This window comes from Pseudoduganella sp. GW821-FHT05F09 (genome assembly GCF_059419605.1).
On sequence record NZ_JBWKSD010000009.1, the window covers coordinates 23,946 to 41,498 of the forward strand.

At 63.6% G+C, this 17,553-nt stretch carries 17 protein-coding genes; 16 read left to right on the forward strand and 1 reads right to left on the reverse strand.

Annotation, left to right across the window (positions count from 1 at the left end; translation table 11 throughout):
* Position 1: 1 nt before the first annotated feature.
* The 13 genes from AC07S4_RS25075 (at position 2) to AC07S4_RS25135 (ending at position 13,808) form a co-directional block, all read left to right on the forward strand.
* A complete protein-coding gene (locus AC07S4_RS25075) occupies positions 2 to 1,540 on the forward strand; it encodes a SpoVR family protein (RefSeq protein ID WP_494989200.1) in 1,539 nt (512 codons plus the stop codon).
* A gap of 459 nt (positions 1,541 to 1,999) precedes the next feature.
* Complete coding sequence (locus tag AC07S4_RS25080; protein WP_161073763.1) at positions 2,000 to 2,662, forward strand: energy transducer TonB; 663 nt, start codon at positions 2,000 to 2,002, stop codon at positions 2,660 to 2,662.
* A gap of 81 nt (positions 2,663 to 2,743) precedes the next feature.
* Positions 2,744 to 3,670, forward strand: a complete 927-nt coding sequence (locus tag AC07S4_RS25085) for a MotA/TolQ/ExbB proton channel family protein (protein ID WP_494989201.1) — start codon at positions 2,744 to 2,746, stop codon at positions 3,668 to 3,670.
* 5 nt (positions 3,671 to 3,675) lie between these two features.
* Positions 3,676 to 4,101, forward strand: coding sequence for an ExbD/TolR family protein (locus AC07S4_RS25090; protein ID WP_494989202.1), 426 nt, complete (start codon positions 3,676 to 3,678; stop codon positions 4,099 to 4,101).
* Between the two features lie 67 nt (positions 4,102 to 4,168).
* On the forward strand, positions 4,169 to 4,597 hold the full coding sequence (locus AC07S4_RS25095; protein ID WP_187358773.1) for an ExbD/TolR family protein: 429 nt from the start codon (positions 4,169 to 4,171) through the stop codon (positions 4,595 to 4,597).
* 68 nt (positions 4,598 to 4,665) lie between these two features.
* Positions 4,666 to 5,889 carry a tetratricopeptide repeat protein gene (locus tag AC07S4_RS25100; RefSeq protein WP_494989203.1) on the forward strand — a complete coding sequence of 408 codons (1,224 nt, stop codon included), beginning with the start codon at positions 4,666 to 4,668 and terminating at the stop codon, positions 5,887 to 5,889.
* 145 nt (positions 5,890 to 6,034) lie between these two features.
* Positions 6,035 to 7,012 (forward strand): bifunctional riboflavin kinase/FAD synthetase, encoded by a 978-nt coding sequence (locus AC07S4_RS25105; RefSeq protein WP_494989204.1) that lies wholly within the window; start codon positions 6,035 to 6,037, stop codon positions 7,010 to 7,012.
* 64 nt (positions 7,013 to 7,076) lie between these two features.
* A complete protein-coding gene (gene ileS / locus AC07S4_RS25110) occupies positions 7,077 to 9,941 on the forward strand; it encodes an isoleucine--tRNA ligase (protein ID WP_494989205.1) in 2,865 nt (954 codons plus the stop codon).
* A 67-nt stretch (positions 9,942 to 10,008) separates the two neighbouring features.
* Positions 10,009 to 10,518 (forward strand): signal peptidase II, encoded by a 510-nt coding sequence (lspA, locus tag AC07S4_RS25115; RefSeq protein WP_494989206.1) that lies wholly within the window; start codon positions 10,009 to 10,011, stop codon positions 10,516 to 10,518.
* Between the two features lie 22 nt (positions 10,519 to 10,540).
* Positions 10,541 to 11,761, forward strand: a complete 1,221-nt coding sequence (coaBC, locus tag AC07S4_RS25120; RefSeq protein ID WP_494989207.1) for a bifunctional phosphopantothenoylcysteine decarboxylase/phosphopantothenate--cysteine ligase CoaBC — start codon at positions 10,541 to 10,543, stop codon at positions 11,759 to 11,761.
* A 5-nt stretch (positions 11,762 to 11,766) separates the two neighbouring features.
* Positions 11,767 to 12,216, forward strand: a complete 450-nt coding sequence (dut, locus tag AC07S4_RS25125; protein WP_161073759.1) for a dUTP diphosphatase — start codon at positions 11,767 to 11,769, stop codon at positions 12,214 to 12,216.
* A 33-nt stretch (positions 12,217 to 12,249) separates the two neighbouring features.
* Positions 12,250 to 13,362, forward strand: a complete 1,113-nt coding sequence (locus AC07S4_RS25130) for a M48 family metallopeptidase (RefSeq protein ID WP_494989416.1) — start codon at positions 12,250 to 12,252, stop codon at positions 13,360 to 13,362.
* Complete coding sequence (locus AC07S4_RS25135) at positions 13,362 to 13,808, forward strand: surface-adhesin E family protein (protein WP_494989208.1); 447 nt, start codon at positions 13,362 to 13,364, stop codon at positions 13,806 to 13,808. The genes AC07S4_RS25130 and AC07S4_RS25135 overlap by 1 nt, the downstream gene beginning before the upstream one ends.
* 44 nt (positions 13,809 to 13,852) lie before the next feature.
* On the opposite strand, the gene AC07S4_RS25140 is transcribed toward AC07S4_RS25135, so the two are convergent.
* Positions 13,853 to 14,464 carry a PEP-CTERM sorting domain-containing protein gene (locus AC07S4_RS25140; RefSeq protein WP_494989209.1) on the reverse strand — a complete coding sequence of 204 codons (612 nt, stop codon included), beginning with the start codon at positions 14,462 to 14,464 and terminating at the stop codon, positions 13,853 to 13,855.
* Between the two features lie 186 nt (positions 14,465 to 14,650).
* Here AC07S4_RS25140 and AC07S4_RS25145 point away from each other — a divergent pair, with 186 nt between their 5' ends.
* The 3 genes from AC07S4_RS25145 (at position 14,651) to AC07S4_RS25155 (ending at position 17,550) form a co-directional block, all read left to right on the forward strand.
* Positions 14,651 to 15,685, forward strand: a complete 1,035-nt coding sequence (locus AC07S4_RS25145) for an XdhC family protein (RefSeq protein ID WP_494989210.1) — start codon at positions 14,651 to 14,653, stop codon at positions 15,683 to 15,685.
* Positions 15,686 to 15,766: 81 nt separating this feature from the next.
* Complete coding sequence (locus AC07S4_RS25150; RefSeq protein WP_494989211.1) at positions 15,767 to 16,657, forward strand: DMT family transporter; 891 nt, start codon at positions 15,767 to 15,769, stop codon at positions 16,655 to 16,657.
* Positions 16,654 to 17,550: a DNA-3-methyladenine glycosylase 2 gene (locus AC07S4_RS25155; protein ID WP_494989212.1), complete on the forward strand. Its 897-nt coding sequence runs from the start codon at positions 16,654 to 16,656 to the stop codon at positions 17,548 to 17,550. The genes AC07S4_RS25150 and AC07S4_RS25155 overlap by 4 nt, the downstream gene beginning before the upstream one ends.
* The last annotated feature ends 3 nt before the right edge of the window (positions 17,551 to 17,553 follow it).

Below are 17,553 nucleotides of genomic sequence, written 5' to 3' on the forward strand. Positions count from 1 at the left end.
TATGAATCAGATGACCAAACGCCCTCCGCATCCGCGCGCGCTGCCGGAGCAGTCCGAGTGGACCTTCGAGCTGATCGAGCAGGCGCACGAGGAAATCCGGCGCGTGGCCCACAACTTCGGCCTGGACACCTATCCCAACCAGCTCGAGATCATCACCGCCGAGCAGATGATGGACGCCTACACCTCGGTCGGCATGCCGGTGTCCTACAACCACTGGTCCTTCGGCAAGCACTTCCTGTCGACCGAAAAAGGCTACAAGCGCGGCCAGATGGGCCTGGCCTACGAGATCGTCATCAACTCCGATCCCTGCATCGCCTATTTAATGGAGGAGAACAGCCTGACCATGCAGGCGCTGGTGATCGCGCACGCGGCCTACGGCCACAACTCTTTCTTCAAAGGCAACTACCTGTTCCGCACCTGGACCGACGCCGAGGCCATCGTCGACTACATGGTGTTCGCCAAGAATTACATCGCCGAATGCGAGCAGCGCCACGGCATCGACGCGGTCGAGCTGCTGCTGGACTCCTGCCACGCGATCCAGAACTACGGCGTGGACCGCTACAAGCGCCCGGCCAAGCTGTCGCTGTTCCAGGAACAGCAGAAGCAGAAGGAGCGCGAAGCCTACCTGCAGTCGCAGATCAACGAGCTGTGGCGCACCCTGCCGCGGCGCGACGAGGAGGAGATCGACAAGCCCATGCCGCGCTTCCCGCCCGAGCCGGAAGAGAACCTGCTGTACTTTATAGAGAAGTACGCGCCGCTGCTGGAACCGTGGCAGCGCGAAATGGTGCGCATCGTGCGCAAGATCAGCCAGTACTTCTACCCGCAGCGCCAGACCCAGGTGATGAACGAGGGCTGGGCCACGTTCTGGCACTACACCATCCTGAACCAGTTGTACGACGAGGGTGTGGTGGCCGAGGGCTTCATGATGGAGTTCCTCAAGAGCCATACCAACGTGGTGTTCCAGCCGCCGGTGCACAGCCCCTATTACAGCGGGATCAACCCCTATGCGCTCGGATTCGCGATGATGACCGACATCCGCCGCATCTGCGAACACCCCACCGCCGAGGACCGCGAATGGTTCCCCGACATTGCCGGCAGCGACTGGCGCAAGACGCTGGACTTCGCCATGCGCAACTTCAAGGACGAAAGCTTCATCGCCCAGTACCTGTCGCCGCGCCTGATACGCGAGTTCCACTTCTTCGCCGTGCTGGACGACGACAAGAACGAAAAGCTCAACGTCTCGGCCATCCACGACGAGCTGGGCTACCGCTACGTGCGCCAGCAGCTGGCCGAGCAGTACAACCTGGGCAACCGCGAGCCGAATATCCAGGTCTGGTCGGTCAACACGCGCGACGACCGCGCGCTGACCTTGCGCCACACCCAGTTCAACCGCCGCCCGCTGAACCAGCAGGCCAACGAGGTGCTCAAGCACGTGGCGCGGCTGTGGGGCTTCGATGTCCACCTGGAAACAGTGGACCCGCATGGCCATGTTATTAACACGCTGGAAGTCAAGCGTGAGAAGCGCAACCGCGGCGCTTGACCGGCCCCGCGCCGCCGGCGCGGATCGCATATAGATAGAACAATATTTAAGACTGCCTTAACGGGCGCTAGTCTGCGAAATTCTTCTATACTATTCATATGGCGAACGCGCTTGAGTTGCACGTCAGCAACGGCACGCACCAACTTTTGCACGGCTGGCCTGACCAATTCCGACATTTAATTCCGTTTTTCGGCGGAAAAATAAACATCGTGAAGGGGTCGAAAATTACTCCCCAAAAACGTGCCGGGAAGTCTTGCTTTTTGTGCCAGAACGGTGCAGCAGCAAGGTGAAAAACGGCGCTAAGCACATGAAATTTAACCGGTTTTAGGGATCAAAATTCTATGTAAATTGAAGGATTCGTATGTATAATTCGCCGACGTCCCGGATGCGGCTGGAGCTTTTTGTCGCCATAACGGGGTTCGAGGTAGTACAAAAGAGTTGGTATTGGAGAAAGCAGGCATGAATTTCACGCATAACGAGAAGGACGCCAAGAAGAATCTGACTGGCATAACCGTCGTGGTCTTGTTGCACATCCTGGTTGCGTACGGGATCGTGTCGGGTCTGGGCAAACGCCTGGTCGCCAAAATGGTCGAACCCGTAGAAACCAAGATCATCGAGGAAGTGGCACCACCTCCTCCAAAAGAACTGCCGCCACCGCCACCACCACCAGAGATGAAGGCACCACCACCGCCCTTCATTCCTCCGGTTGAGGTGAACGTGCAGCAGCCGCCGCCGCAGCAGAACGTTATCGCTAACGCGACCAACGTGAAACCTGCGACGAACGAGTTGCAGAAAGCGCCGCCAGCTGCACCGCCAGCACCGCCAGCGCCGCCTGCAAAATCGGTACACGTGCCTGCAGTAGCCGACTTCAACACTTGCGCAAAACCAGAGTGGCCTAAATCCTCCCTGCGCAATGAAGAAACCGGTACGGTAACGTTATCGTTCCTGATTGGTGTAGACGGCCATGTCGTCGAATCCAAATTAGTGAAATCCAGTGGCTTCAGGGATTTGGACAAAGCCGCAATCGCGGGTATTTCCAAGTGCCGTTTCAAGCCTGGCATGACCGACGGCAAGCCGGAGCAAGCGTGGATGCAAATGCAATACGTCTGGACGCTGGAATAAAAACCGGGGCAGCAGTTACGTCCCACTTAGTACTTCGTTGACATTTCAGCGAACTGATTATTTTATCAATTTGGAGGAAGCATGTTTAAGAATACCCGTTTGTCCGCTGTACTGGCCGCTGTGCTGTTCTCGGTGACCGCAGCATCCGCTCTGGTCAGCGCCCCAGCCATGGCTGACGCGCCTGCCTCGGCAGCCGCTTCGGCACCTGCAGCGGCTCCAGCGGATGCAGCGGCAGCTCCAGCAGCTCCAGCAGCAGACGCAGCAGCTCCAGCAGCATCGGCACCAGCAGCAGCCGGCACCCATGAAGAAGTAGAAAACCCATTCGGCTTCGAAGCCGTCTGGAACGGTGGTTTCGTTTCCCGTGGCACCCTGATCATCCTGACCATCATGTCGATGGGTTCGTGGTACATCATCGTCACCAAACTGCTGGACCAGATGAAGATCTTCAAGCAGTCGAAAGAATCCGCTGCCAAGTTCTGGAAAGCCTCGTCGATCGCAGCTGGCGCCGCCACGCTGACCGACGGCTCGCCATTCCGCTTCATCGCTGAAACCGGCACCAAGGCTACCGCGCACCACGACGGCGCCCTGCTGGAACAAATCGACCTGTCGACCTGGGTGACCATGTCGATCCAGCGCGCTGTTGACAAAGTTCAGTCGCGTCTGCAAGACGGCCTGTCCTTCCTGGCAACCGTGGGTTCGACCGCACCGTTCATCGGTCTGTTCGGTACCGTTTGGGGTATTTACAATGCACTGATCAACATCGGTATGACCGGTAACGCGTCGATCGACAAAGTGGCAGGCCCTGTGGGTGAAGCACTGATCATGACCGCTTTCGGTCTGTTCGTGGCAGTTCCAGCCGTTCTGGGCTACAACTGGCTGGTGCGTCGTAACAAGTCCGCAATGGAAGACGTGCGTGCCTTCTCGGCTGACGTGCACTCCGTGCTGATCTCCGGCGCCATGTCGACCGCTGACTCGGCGATCCGCGCTGGCGCTAAAAAGATTGGATAATAACCATGTCGATGTCCGTAGGCTCCGATAGCGGAGAAGATCAGGTAATGTCAGAAATCAACACGACGCCCCTCGTGGACATCATGTTGGTTCTGCTGATTATCTTTCTGATTACGAGCCCGGTCGTTCTCAAACTGCAGAAAATCAAGCTGCCGGAAGAGACCAACCAGGTAATTCAGACCAAACCGGAAGACGTCAACATCGTTGTTAACAAGGATGGCGACATCTACTGGAATCAAAAGAAAATGGCGGACACGAACGAGTTGTTCGATTTTCTGAAAAAAGAGGCAGTGAAGTTGCCGCAGCCGGAAGTGCACGTACGTGGTGACCAAGAAACCAAGTACGAAGCAATCGGCAAGGTGATCTTCACGACTCAGCGTGCTGGTATCCAGAAGGTCGGTTTCATCACCGAACCGCCTGACAGGGGCTAAGGCCCCAGATGCCCCGGCCGTCGCATAGGCCGGGGCAGCTCCAGTCACCTTCTACAAAGGAAACACCATGAGTATGAATGTCGGTTCCCCGGCCGCAGGCGCGGACCCGGAACCAATGATGGAAATGAACATGACGCCGCTGATCGACGTCATGCTGGTACTGATCATCATGCTGATCATCACCATTCCAAAAGCCAATCACTCGGTGAACTTGAACATGCCGGTCGGCACCCCGCCGCCGCCTACCAAGGACCCGGTTGTGATTACGATTGACGTCGACTTCGACGGTACGATCCTGTGGGATAACGCAGTCGTTCCCGACCGCGCCACCCTGGAATCGAAACTGACCGCCGTGGCAGCGCAAGCTGACCAGCCTGAGGTGCATCTGCGCCCCAACAAGCTGGTGTCGTACAAATCGGTGGCAGGCGTGATGGCTTCGGCCCAGCGCCTGGGTGTGACCAAGATTGGTCTGGTCGGCAACGAACAGTTCCAGTAATCCGTACTATTTATCGCAATAGGCAGGGCTTCCTGCCTATTGCGTTTTTACAGAAAGAATACTTCCTCATGACCAAGTTTCGTCTCGCTCATCTCGGCCTGGTGATGGCCGCCATCGGTTTTACCGCTGCCGCCCCGCTGACCGGCTTGACCTCGGTTGCCTACGCTGCTGACGCCGTCAGCGCCGCCGTTGGCAAACCGCTGCAGGAAGCACAGAAGCTGACGAGCTCCGGCAAGCACAAGGAAGCGCTGGCCAAACTGAAGGAAGCCGACGCAGTCGGTGGCAAGACCGAATTCGAGAAATACCAGATTGAGCGCGTGCGCGCCTCGGCGGCCGCCGCCGCCGGCGACAACGACACCGCCGCCCGCGCGTTTGAAGCCGTGGTCAACTCCGGCCGCCTGTCCGCCGGCGAATCGCCCAAGTTCACCCAGGCCCTGGCCGGCATCTACTACCGCGCCAAGGACTACCCGAAAGCCATCACCTGGATCCAGCGCGCGCTGAAGGACAGCCCGGGCGATGCACAGATGCACGACCTGCTGGTGCAGACCTACTACATCAGCGGCAAATTCGCCGAAGCGGCCAAGGAACTGCAGGCCAGCGGCAAGCAGTCCGAAGGCAATCTGCAGATGCTGGCCAACATCCAGCTGAAACAGAACGACAAGGCCGGCTACGTCGCCACGCTGGAAAAGCTGGCCGGCAGCTATCCGAAGACCAGCTACTGGGCTGACCTGCTGAACCGCGTGGTCGGCAAGCCGGGCTTCTCGAGCACGCTGAACCTGGACCTGCTGCGCCTCAAGCTGCAACTGGGCCTGCTGGCCAAGCCGAACGACTACATGGAAATGGGCCAGCTGGCGCTGCAAGTGGCCAATCCGGCTGAAGCGCTGAAAGTGATCGACCAGGGCTACAAAAAAGGCGTGCTGGGCACCGGCGCCGACGCCGGCCGCCACCAGCGCCTGAAAGACCTGGCCGTGAAGACCGACGCCGACCTGAAGAAAGCGCGCGACGCCTCGGAAGCCGAGCTGATCAAGAACAAGGACGCCGACGGCCTGGCCAATATGGGTTACGCCATGGTCAGCGAAGGCAAAGGCGACGCCGGCCTGAAGCTGATGGACCAAGCGATCAAGTTCGGCACCGCGCGCCGTCCTGAAGAGATGAAGCTGCACTACGGCCAGGCGCAAGCGATTGCCGGCAAAAAAGCCGCCGCCGTCACCACGCTGAAGTCGGTCAAGGGCACTGCAGGCGAAGCCGAACTGGCCCGCTACAACATCATGCAGATCAACCACCCGATGTAATTCCCGTTTGGGAAACCGAAGCGCTGCCGGCTCACGCCCGCAGCGCTTTTTTGCTTTTCATGGTGCGCTGCAGTGTTTCCTTGTGTGAATCCTGCCAACAGTCCGTATAATCCCCCATTTAGCCCAGTTTTCGCTCCAGATTCCCATGAAGGTATTTCGCGGACTTCCCAATGCAGCGGCGCGCGCGCCCTGCGCGCTGACGATAGGCAACTTCGACGGCGTCCACCTCGGCCACCAGGCGCTGCTGGCGCAGGTGCGCGCCGCCGCCCAGCAGCTGGGCCTGGAGGCCGCCGTGATGACCTTCGAGCCGCATCCGCGCGAGTTCTTCGCGCGCAAGGCCGGCGACCTGTCCAAGGCCCCGGCCCGCATCGCCAATCTGCGCGACAAGCTGCAGTCGCTGGACAATAACGGCATCGACCGCGTCATCGTCGAGCACTTCAGCACGCCCTTCGCCGCCCTCACGCCGCAGGAGTTCACCGAGAACGTGCTGGTCGAAGGCCTGCACGTGAAATGGCTGATGGTGGGCGACGACTTCTGCTACGGCGCGCGCCGCGCCGGCAATGTGGCCATGCTGATCGAGGCCGGCAAGCACTACGGCTTCGAGGTGCACACCCTGCCCACGGTGATGAAGGGCTCGACCCGCATCTCGTCCTCGGCCGTGCGCGCCGCCCTGTCCGAGGGCGACTTCGTCCACGCCGAACAGCTGCTGGGCCATCCCTACTCGATTTCCGGCCACGTGATCCACGGCGCCAAGCTGGGCCGCACCATCGGCTACCCCACGCTCAACCTGCGCGTGCCGCACCGCCCTGCCTTGGGCGGCATCTTCATCGTGCAGGTGCACGGCCTGGCCGACGCGCCTTTGCCGGCCGTGGCCAGCCTGGGTGTGCGCCCCACCGTGGAAGACGCCGGCCGCACGCTGCTGGAGGTGCACATCTTCGACTACGGCCAGTCCTGCTACGGCAAGAACGTGCGCGTGGAGTTCCTGGAAAAGATACGGGACGAGGAGAAGTTCATCGACCTGCCCACCCTGACCGCCGCCATCGACCGCGACGCCGAACTGGCGCGCGCGTGGTTCGCCCGGCGCACCAGCAGCGGCGCCGTCAACGCCACCGACCGAATTTGACTCTGCCCGGCAGCACCCGCAGCAGTCCCCCGAAGCACACAAATACCCAAACTTAAAGATCGCTATGTCCGACAACAAACCAAAGAAGGCCGAGAGCAAATACCCGGTCAATATGACCGAGACCCCTTTCCCCATGCGCGGCGACCTCGCCAAGCGCGAGCCGAACTGGGTCAAAGACTGGCAAGAGAAGAAGATCTACCACCGCATCCGCAAGGCTGCCGCCGGCCGCCCGAAATTCGTGCTGCACGACGGTCCGCCCTACGCCAACGGCGACATCCACATCGGCCACGCCGTCAACAAGGTGCTGAAGGACATGGTGGTCAAGGCCCGCACCCTGGCCGGCTACGACGCGCCCTATGTGCCGGGCTGGGACTGCCACGGCATGCCGATCGAGATCCAGATCGAAAAACTGCACGGCAAGAACCTGCCGACCGCCGACGTGCTGACCAAGGCCCGCGCCTACGCGCACGAGCAGGTTGAGCGCCAGAAGAAGGACTTCATCCGCCTGGGCGTGCTGGGCGAGTGGGAGAACCCTTACCTGACCATGAACTACTCCAACGAAGCCGACGAGCTGCGCGCCCTCGGCCAGCTGCTGGAGAAAGGCTATGTCTACCGCGGCCTGAAGCCGGTCAACTGGTGCTTCGACTGCGGCTCGGCCCTGGCCGAGGCGGAAGTGGAATACCAGAACAAGCGCGACCCGGCCATCGACGTCGGCTTCGCCTTCCATGAATTCGACAAGCTGGCCCAGGCCTTCGACCTGCCTGCCCTGCCGACGCAGAACGGCTTCATCGTCATCTGGACCACCACCCCGTGGACCATCCCGTCCAACCAGGCGCTGAACGTGCACGCCGAAGTGAAGTACGCGCTGGTGCAGGCCGAGCGCGACGGCCAGCCCCTGCTGCTGATCCTGGCGCAAGACCTGGTGGAGTCCTGCCTGGCGCGCTACAAGCTCGAAGGCACGACCATCGGCACCTGCATGGGCCAGGACCTGGCCGGCATCAGCTTCAAGCACCCGCTGCACGCGCGCGACGCCTTCTACGACCGCCTGTCGCCGGTCTACCTGGCCGACTACGTCACCACCGAGAGCGGCACCGGCGTGGTCCACTCGGCGCCCGCCTACGGCCAGGACGACTTTATCTCCTGCAAAGCGCACGGCCTGAAGGACGACGAGATCCTGAAACCGGTGATGGGCGACGGAAAATACGTGTCCACCCTGCCGCTGTTCGGCGGCCTGACCATCTGGGAAGCCTCCAAGCCTATCTGCGACGCCTTGCGCGAGGCGGGCGCCCTGTTCGAGCTGAAGATGTTCGACCACAGCTATATGCACTGCTGGCGCCACAAGACCCCCATCGTCTACCGCGCCACCTCGCAGTGGTTCGCCGGCATGGACGCGCACCCGAAAGACGGCGGCCCTACCCTGCGCCAGACCGCGCTCAAGGCCATCGATGAAACCAGGTTCTTCCCGGACTGGGGCCAGGCCCGCCTGCACGGCATGATCGCCAACCGTCCGGACTGGACCCTGTCGCGCCAGCGCCAGTGGGGCGTGCCGATGGCCTTCTTCATCCACAAGGAGACCGGCGACCTGCACCCGCGTACCCCCGAGCTGCTGGAACAGGTGGCGCAGCTGATCGAGAAGAACGGCATCGACGCCTGGCTGTCGCTGGACCCGGCCACCTTGCTGGGCGACGACGCTGCCCACTACGAGAAGAACAAGGACACGCTGGACGTGTGGTTCGACTCCGGCACCACGCACCAGACCGTGCTGCGCGGTTCGCACAAGGAGCAGAGCGCCTTCCCGGCCGACCTGTACCTGGAAGGTTCGGACCAGCACCGCGGCTGGTTCCACTCCTCGCTGCTGACCTCATCCATGCTGAACGGCGCCGCGCCCTACAAGGCGCTGCTGACGCACGGCTTCGTGGTCGACGGCGAAGGCAAGAAGATGTCCAAGTCCATCGGCAACACCGTGTCGCCGCAGGACGTGTCCAACAAGCTGGGCGCCGACATCCTGCGCCTGTGGGTGGCCGCCACCGACTACACCGGCGAGCTGTCGATCTCGGACGAGATCCTCAAGCGCGTGACCGAATCCTACCGCCGCATCCGCAACACGCTGCGCTTCCTGCTGGCCAACACCTCGGACTTCGATCCGAAGGCCAACGCCGTGCCGGTGGCCGAGATGCTGGAGATCGACCGCTACGCGCTGGCCGACATGGCGCGCCTGCAGGCCGACATCGCCAAGCACTACGAGGGCTACGAATTCCACCCGGTGGTGTCCAAGCTGCAGAACTACTGCTCGGAAGACCTGGGCGGCTTCTACCTGGACATCCTGAAGGACCGCCTGTACACCTCCGCCGTGGACTCGCAGCAGCGCCGCTCGGCGCAGACCGCGCTGTGGCACATCACGCAAAGCCTGCTGCGCCTGATGTCGCCGATGCTGTCCTTCACCGCCGAGGAAGCGTGGGCGGTGTTCGCCGGCGCCGAAGCCTACCAGGCCAGCGACGAAACCATCTTCACGCAAACCTGGTGGGAACTGCCTGCCGTGGCGGACTCGGAAGCCCTGCTGGCCAAGTACACCGCGCTGCGCGACGTGCGCACCGGCGTGACCAAGCAGCTGGAAGACCTGCGCACCTCGGGCGCCATCGGCTCCTCGCTGCAGGCCGAGCTGGAGATCAAGGCCTCGGGCGAGAAGTACCAGCTGCTGGCCAGCCTGGACGACGACCTGAAGTTCGTCTTCATCACCTCGCAGGCCAAGGCCGTGCAAGTAGCCGCCGAAGCGGATGAAGCGGTGGCGGTCGCCGCCTCGGCCGCCGCCAAGTGCGAGCGCTGCTGGCACTACCGCGCCGACGTGGGCGCGCACGCCGACCACCCGACGCTGTGCGGCCGCTGCCACAGCAATCTGTTCGGTGCGGGCGAGAAGCGCAAGTTCGCTTAAACTCCCCGGCGGGTTGCGCGCAGCGATGCTGCGCTAACCCGCCCTACGCAACCCTATCCTATCCTCCATGGCATCCAAACCAAAAAGCTTCTCCTCCAAGTCATCCTCCGGCGGCCTGACGCCATGGCTGGGCATCGCCTTCATCGTCATCCTGCTGGACCAGGTCACCAAGATCACCATCAACAAGACCTTCCGCTGGGGCGAGGAAATGGCGGTGACGTCCTTCTTCAACCTGGTGCTGGCCTATAACAAGGGCGCGGCCTTCAGCTTCCTGTCCAACGAGAGCGGCTGGCAGCGCCACTTCTTCACCGCCATCGGCATAGGCGCGGCCCTGTACATCGTCTACCTCTTGAAAAAGCACGCCGGGCAGCGCATGTTCTGCTGGGCGCTGGCGCTGATACTGGGCGGCGCCATCGGCAACGTGATCGACCGCATCCTGTACGGCCACGTGGTGGACTTCCTGGACTTCCACTGGAAGGGCATCGGCCACTTCCCGGCCTTTAATATCGCCGACTCGGCCATCTGCGTCGGCGCCGCGCTGTTCGTGCTCGACGAACTGCGCAGGGTGAACAAGTAGGCGCATTTATGGAACTGACATTATGGAACTGAGCGGCAAAAAAATCGTCCTCGGCCTGTCCGGCGGCGTGGCCTGCTACAAGGCTGCGGAGCTGTGCCGCGCGCTCACGCGCGAAGGCGCTTCCGTGCAAGTGGTGATGACCGACGCGGCCACCCACTTCATCACCACCGTCACCATGCAGGCGCTGTCCGGCAAGCCGGTCTACACCAGCCAGTGGGACCCGCGCGTGGACAACAACATGGCCCACATCGACGTCACCCGCAACGCGGACGCCATCCTGATCGCGCCCTGCTCGGCGGACTTCATCTACAAGCTGGCGCACGGCGTGTGCGACGACCTGCTGTCGACCATGTGCCTGGCGCGCCCGCGCACGGTGCCGCTGCTGGTGGCCCCGGCCATGAACGTGGAAATGTGGCAGAACCCCGCCACCCAGCGCAATGTGCAGCAGATCAAGGACGACGGCGTGCAGGTCTTCGGTCCCGCCGCCGGCGAACAGGCTTGCGGCGAAGTGGGCCTGGGCCGCATGCTCGAAGCCGAGCAGTTGCTGGCCGAACTGGTCGCCGCCTTCCAGCCGAAAGTCCTGGCCGGCAAGCGCATCCTCATCACCGCCGGCCCGACCTTCGAGGCCATTGACCCGGTGCGCGGCATCACCAATCTGTCCTCGGGCAAGATGGGCTACGCCGTGGCGCGCGCCGCGCGCGAAGCCGGCGCCGACGTGGTGCTGATCTCCGGCCCCACCGCCCTGCCCACGCCCTTCGGCGTGCAGCGCATCAACGTGCAGAGCGCCTTGCAGATGCACGACGAAGTGCTGTCGGCCGTGCACGGCCAGCATATATTCATCTCGGTGGCCGCCGTGGCCGACTGGCGCGTGGCCAACGCCAGCACGCAGAAGATGAAAAAGAAAAACGACGGCACCGTGCCGGACCTGAAGTTCGAGCAGAACCCGGACATCCTGGCCACCGTCGCCACCCGCACCAATCTGGCCGGCTACCCTTACTGCGTGGGCTTCGCCGCCGAATCCGAGAACCTGCTCGAATACGGCGCGGCCAAGCGCGAGAAGAAAGGCATCCCCCTGCTGGTCGGCAATATCGGCCCGCAGACCTTCGGGCAGGACGACAACACCATCATCCTGTTCGATGAAAACGGCCACACCATCCTGCCGCGCGCCGACAAGCTGACACTGGCGCGCCAGCTGATTTCCGAAATTTCCAAACGCATCGCCAAGCATTCCCTATTCCAGTAACCGCAATGAAAAACATCGACGTCAAAATCCTCGACCCGCGCATGAAAGACCAGATGCCGGCCTACGCAACCCCCGGCAGCGCCGGCCTGGACCTGCGCGCCTGCATCGACGCGCCCATCGTCATCGAGCCCGGCCAGACCGTGCTGGTGCCCACCGGCCTGGCCATCCACATCGGCGATCCGGGCTACGCCGCCATGATCCTGCCGCGCAGCGGCATGGGACACAAGAACGGCATCGTGCTGGGGAATCTGGTAGGCTTGATCGACTCCGATTACCAGGGCCAGCTGATGGTATCGACCTGGAACCGGGGACACAGCACCTTCACGCTGAACCCCATGGAACGCCTGGCGCAACTGATTATCGTGCCGGTGCTGCAAGTGGGCTTCAACGTGGTGGAAGAATTCGGCGGCAGCGAACGCGGCGAAGGCGGCTTCGGCAGCACCGGCAAACATTAAGGAAACTCCATGGCAGGCAAGGCGCACGGACTGATGGCGGCAGCGGACAACAAGGGCAAACAGGCGGGCGGCAAATTGGCCGCGATAGCAGCGGCGCTGTCGGCTGCGCTGCTATCGGCCTGCTCCACGCTGGCGCCGCAGGCCGGCGCGCCGCAGACCGCCCCTGTCCCGCAGGCGCCCGCCGAGCCGCAGCAGCCGGTGGTGAGCGCCAGGATGGCCGCCGCGCAGGACGCCCTGAAAACCATGGTCAACCTGCAGGACCGCTTGTCGCGCGTGTCCGCCCCGCTGCTCATCAACAACGCCGACCTGTGCAAGAACATGGCGCGCAACCTGCTCGGCTTCACCGCGCAGAACCGCTATTCCTACCCCGGTGAATTCTCCGACGCGGCCAACGCCGTGCTGGGCTACGGCGAACGCCTGCAGGTCAGCTCGGTGCTGGCCGGCAGCGGCGCCGCGCGCGCCGGCCTGCGCAAGGGCGACGGCCTGGTGTCGGTCGAAGGCAAGGCCTTGCCCGGCGGCCCGGACGCCGAATCGCAGGCGGCCGACGTGCTGGGCCCGCTGGTTGGCAAGCAGGCCGCGCTGAACATGACCATCGCCCGCAACGGCGGCAACCAGACGCTGAACGTGCCGGTCACGCGCGCCTGCGCCATCCGCGTCCACCTGGGCAACGCCGACAACATCAATTCCTACGCCGACGGCCAGCGCGTGCTGATCACGCGCGGCATGATGAACTTCGCCCAGAGCGACGAGGCCATCGCCTACGTACTGGCCAAGGACATCGCCCACAATGTGCTGGGCCACGCCGGCGCCATGCGCAACACGGCCGCCGTCGGCAGCATGATAGACAACCTGGTGCGCACCAAGCCCGACCTGTCCCTGCTGATCGGCAGCGGCGGCCTGAAGCCGGTGCCGCAGGACATGGACACGGCGGCCGACAGCCTGGCGCTGTACATGCTGGCGCGCGCCGGCTACAGCATCGAGCGCGCCAAGCCCTTTTGGCAGCGCCTGGCGACGCAATATCCGGCCTCGGTCATGAACGGCTACACCGCCCTGCACCCGGCCACCACGGTCCGCCTCGCCGCCATCGACAAGACCGTGGCCGAGATCAAGGCCAAGCTGGCCACCAAGAAGCCGCTGGTGCCCTGATGAACCGCGCCGCCCTGCCGCCGCTGGCGGCGCTGTTCACACTGGCCGCAATGTCCATGCCGGCACAGGCGGCGAACAAGGCGCAGGGCGCCAACTGGAGCAAGCTCTCCGGCAATGGCGCCGCCACCCTGTATGTGGACAAGGCCAGCGTGGCAAAAGTGGAAGACGGCGCCGAGGGCGCGCGCAAGGCCTGGACCCTGGTCTCCTACAGCAAGCCGCAAACCTCCGCCGACGGCAAGACCTACCGCTCGCTGAAAGCGCAATACCTGTATTCCTGCAAGGAGCACAGCGTCACCCTGCTGGCGCAAACCTTCTACCCGGCCACGCTGGCGCGCGGCGAAGCGGTCGGCAACTTCAAGTACGAACAGTACGACGCGGAGCAGCCCGCAGCGGGCAGCCATACCGACACCGCCTACCGCTACGTGTGCCGCCGCAAGCTGCGCTAAAAAAAAACCGGCCTCGCGGCCGGTTCGTTTTTATGCGCGCTGCTTTATGCACGCTGTTTGCGGCGCAGGGCGGCCAGGCCAGCCAGGCCCAGGCCGAACAAGGCCATGCTGCCAGGTTCAGGCACGGCGGTGATCTTGGTGGTGAAGTAAGCCTGGTTTGCGCTCACCGAATTGCCGGCCCAGATCCAGCGGGCGGTGTCGGCGATTTCGGGACGATTGCCCCAAGGCTGCATGCCATCGGCGCCCAGGTTGGTCAGGCTGGTGTACGGCGCATTGAAACCCGTGTTGTTGCCCTTCCAGTTGACGGTATTGGTCGTCAGCGTGGTGCTGGCATTGGAAAACAGGTGCTTGTCGTCGCCCAGGTTGAACTGGCCCAGCAGGCCAGCTGCATCGGTGGGACTGGCGTTGTCATCGTAAGCGTAGATGTGCAGGTAGTAGGTGACGCCATTGACCAGGTTGGCAGTGCCGGTGATGGTGCTGCCCCAATCCGCGCCGCGGCTGAATTCGGTACCCGTGACGGTGTCGCTGGTCGAGATGTAGGCGATGAAGCCGTTATCGACGCTCAGTTTGCTGGTCAGGGTGGTGGCGGCGGCGGAGCCGGCCAGCAGCAGGGTTGCGGCGGCGACGGCGGTGCGGGACATGAAACGCTTGCTCATTGTTATTTCCTATTGGATATTTTTAATCAATGGGAGGCATATAAGCAATAATCGTGCCTTTTACTATAGAACAATATTTTTTACTATAAATCAACAACTTAGGATTTTGAGCAACTTTTTGCGCCAGGCAAGTGTAAAGAATTCCGACAAAAACCGAATCGGCGGCGCCGTAGTATAGTTAAGCCCATGGATAGCATCGACCTCGAAGTACTCAAAACCAGCGCCGCCTGGGTGGCTGCCGGCCACCGCGCCGAACTGGTCACCGTCATCAAGACCTGGGGCTCCAGCCCGCGCCCGATCGGCGCCACGCTCGCCATTTGCGACGACGGCCGCGTGGTCGGCTCGGTCTCCGGCGGCTGCATCGAAGACGACCTGATCGCCCGCGTGCGCGAGCAGGGCATCACGCGCAGCGCGCCGGAAGTGGTCAGCTACGGCATCACGGCCGACGAAGCGCACCGCTTCGGCCTGCCCTGCGGCGGCACCATAGAACTGGCCATCGAACCGCTGGGCGCGCACAGCCGCATTGCCGAGCTGCTGGACATGCTGGAACAGCGCCAGCTGGTGGAGCGCCGCCTGGACCTGCGCAGCGGCGCGGTGGAACTGGCCCACACCGGCGTCGGCAATGTGCTGGAGCTGCGGGACGGCAAACACGGGCGCGAACTGATTACCCAGCACGGCCCGCGCTGGCGCCTGCTCATCATCGGCGCCGGCCAGCTGTCGCGCTTCCTGGCGCAGATCGCCACCGCCATGGACTACCACGTCACCGTGTGCGACCCGCGCGAGGAATACCGCGCCGGCTGGCAGGTGGACGGCGTGCAGCTGGTGCACGCCATGCCGGACGACCTGGTGCTGGAAATGCGGCTGGACCACCGCAGCGCCGTGGTCGCGCTCACGCACGACCCCAAGCTGGACGACCTGGCGCTGATGGAGGCGCTCAAGTCGGACGCCTTCTACGTGGGCGCCATCGGCTCGCGCCTCAACAACGCCAAGCGGCGCGACCGCCTGCAGCTGTTCGACGTGACGGAGGCGCAGTTGGACAAGCTGCATGGCCCCATCGGCCTCTACATCGGCAGCAAGACGCCGGCCGAAATCGCCATCTCCATCCTGGCCGAAATGACGGCGGTGAAGAACGGCGTGCCGGCCGCATTGCAGGTCAAGCACGCCGCCTCGCCGGAAGCGCCGTCCACGCCGGACGCGCCGAACGCCTGCGTGGTGACCTGAGCGAATTCAAAAGCAAGAACCGGCTGGCGCGTGCGGCGCGCCGGCCGCACAATAGCGCCGCCCACCTCACCGAGTCCGACCATGAGCACTGCCAACCTGCTGCGCCTTATCCTGCTTGCCGCCATCTGGGGCGGCTCCTTCCTGTTCATGCGCATTGCTGCGCCGGTGCTCGGCCCGGCCGTGCTGATTGAATACCGCGTGGTGTTCGCCTCGCTGTTCCTGCTGGCCGTGGCGCTGCTGATGAAAAAGCCGCTCGACCTGCGCCGGAACTGGGAGCACTACCTGATCCTGGGCTTCTTCAACTCCGCCCTGCCCTTCCTGCTCTACGCCTACGCCGCGCGCACGCTGTCCGCTTCCGTGATGGCGGTGCTGAACGCCACCGCGCCGATCTGGGGCGCCCTTATCGGCGCCGTGTGGCAGCGCCAGATGGTGTCCGCGCGCGTGATGCTGGGCCTCGTCATGGGCACCGGCGGCGTGGCGCTGCTGGTCGGCTTCGACCACGCCAGCTCGCGCGAAGGCGCCGGCCTGGCCATCGCCGCCGCGCTGTTCGCCGCCTTCAACTACGGCATCGCCAGCACCTACGCCAAGTCCGCCAGGGCGGTCGAGCCTTTCGCCAACGCGCACGGCAGCATGTGGGCGGCCACCCTGCTGGTGCTGCCCTCGCTGGCGTTCTTCCCGCAGCCGGGCCAGCCCACGGCGGGCATCATGGGCGCGGCGCTCGCGCTGGGCGTGCTGTGCAGCGGCGTGGCCTACTTGCTGTACTACCGCCTGATACGCGACGTGGGACCGACTTCGGCGCTGACCGTCACCTTCCTCAGTCCCCTGTTCGGCATCCTGCTCGGCACCCTGTTCCTGAATGAAGTGGTGGGCTGGTACACCATACTGGGTTCGGCCATCGTCATCGTCGGCACCGCGCTGGTCACCGGCTTCAAGCCCGGCTTCGGCTGGCTGCGCAAATCGGCCTCCGCATGAAGCACCGCATCGCGCTGCCGCAGGGCTACCGCCTGCACGACGTGCTGGCCTTCCACAGCCGGGACGCGGAAAGCGTGGCGGAACAGATCAGCCCCGAGCGGCTGCGCAAAGGCGTGGTGATGGAAGGCGTGCCGCTGGTGCTGGACATTGCGCTGGCCGCCGGCGCGGCGGAGTATGGCGTGCACGCCGGCCTGCCCGGGGAGCTGCCGCCCGCGCTGGCCCGGCAGGCGCACGACGCCGTGCTCAATGTGCTGGGCATGCGCATCGACCCGCAGCCCTTCCTCGACTTCGCGGCGAACGACGCGCTGCTGGGCGAACTGTCGCGCCGCCAGCCCGGCCTGCGCATCGTGCAGTCGGCCACCGTGTTCGAAGCGCTGACCTGGGCCATCATCGGCCAGCAGATCAACCTGCCCTTCGCCATTTCGCTGCGCCGCACCTTCATCCTGCAGGCGGGCGTTGAGCACTGCAGCGGCCTGTGGTGCTACCCGGACGCCGCCGGCGCCGCGCGCCTGCAAGTGGACGACCTCACCAGCCGAAAATTCTCGCGCGCCAAGGCGGAAACCCTGCTGCGCTTTGCCGCGCTGGTGGCCAGCGGCGAACTCGATCTCGCGCCCGGCCCCGGCAACAGCATCGACGACATCGGCAAGGCGCTGCTGGCGGTGAAGGGCATAGGACCGTGGACCGTCAACTACGGCCTGCTGCGCGGCTACGGCTATCCCGACTGCTCATTGCACGGCGACGTGGCCATCCGCGCCGCGCTGCAAGCGCTGCTGGGCGAGGACAGCAAGCCGGACATGGCCCGCACCGAGGAAATCCTCAAGCGCTACGCGCCCCACCGCACCATGGCGGCGGCGCATTTGTGGGCCAGCCTGCATCCACGCGCCGCCGAATAAAAG

What these genes read in the sequence shown, in the direction of transcription:
- AC07S4_RS25075 (WP_494989200.1), top strand. Translation starts at nt 2, where the DNA reads ATGAATCAGATGACCAAACGCCCTCCGCATCCGCGCGCGCTGCCGGAG.
- AC07S4_RS25155 (WP_494989212.1), top strand. Translation starts at nt 16,654, where the DNA reads ATGAAGCACCGCATCGCGCTGCCGCAGGGCTACCGCCTGCACGACGTG.
- lspA (WP_494989206.1), top strand. Translation starts at nt 10,009, where the DNA reads ATGGCATCCAAACCAAAAAGCTTCTCCTCCAAGTCATCCTCCGGCGGC.
- AC07S4_RS25090 (WP_494989202.1), top strand. Translation starts at nt 3,676, where the DNA reads ATGTCGATGTCCGTAGGCTCCGATAGCGGAGAAGATCAGGTAATGTCA.
- AC07S4_RS25095 (WP_187358773.1), top strand. Translation starts at nt 4,169, where the DNA reads ATGAGTATGAATGTCGGTTCCCCGGCCGCAGGCGCGGACCCGGAACCA.
- ileS (WP_494989205.1), top strand. Translation starts at nt 7,077, where the DNA reads ATGTCCGACAACAAACCAAAGAAGGCCGAGAGCAAATACCCGGTCAAT.
- AC07S4_RS25080 (WP_161073763.1), top strand. Translation starts at nt 2,000, where the DNA reads ATGAATTTCACGCATAACGAGAAGGACGCCAAGAAGAATCTGACTGGC.
- coaBC (WP_494989207.1), top strand. Translation starts at nt 10,541, where the DNA reads ATGGAACTGAGCGGCAAAAAAATCGTCCTCGGCCTGTCCGGCGGCGTG.
- AC07S4_RS25100 (WP_494989203.1), top strand. Translation starts at nt 4,666, where the DNA reads ATGACCAAGTTTCGTCTCGCTCATCTCGGCCTGGTGATGGCCGCCATC.
- dut (WP_161073759.1), top strand. Translation starts at nt 11,767, where the DNA reads ATGAAAAACATCGACGTCAAAATCCTCGACCCGCGCATGAAAGACCAG.
- AC07S4_RS25150 (WP_494989211.1), top strand. Translation starts at nt 15,767, where the DNA reads ATGAGCACTGCCAACCTGCTGCGCCTTATCCTGCTTGCCGCCATCTGG.
- AC07S4_RS25135 (WP_494989208.1), top strand. Translation starts at nt 13,362, where the DNA reads ATGAACCGCGCCGCCCTGCCGCCGCTGGCGGCGCTGTTCACACTGGCC.
- AC07S4_RS25130 (WP_494989416.1), top strand. Translation starts at nt 12,250, where the DNA reads ATGGCGGCAGCGGACAACAAGGGCAAACAGGCGGGCGGCAAATTGGCC.
- AC07S4_RS25085 (WP_494989201.1), top strand. Translation starts at nt 2,744, where the DNA reads ATGTTTAAGAATACCCGTTTGTCCGCTGTACTGGCCGCTGTGCTGTTC.
- AC07S4_RS25140 (WP_494989209.1), bottom strand. Translation starts at nt 14,464, where the DNA reads ATGAGCAAGCGTTTCATGTCCCGCACCGCCGTCGCCGCCGCAACCCTG.
- AC07S4_RS25145 (WP_494989210.1), top strand. Translation starts at nt 14,651, where the DNA reads ATGGATAGCATCGACCTCGAAGTACTCAAAACCAGCGCCGCCTGGGTG.
- AC07S4_RS25105 (WP_494989204.1), top strand. Translation starts at nt 6,035, where the DNA reads ATGAAGGTATTTCGCGGACTTCCCAATGCAGCGGCGCGCGCGCCCTGC.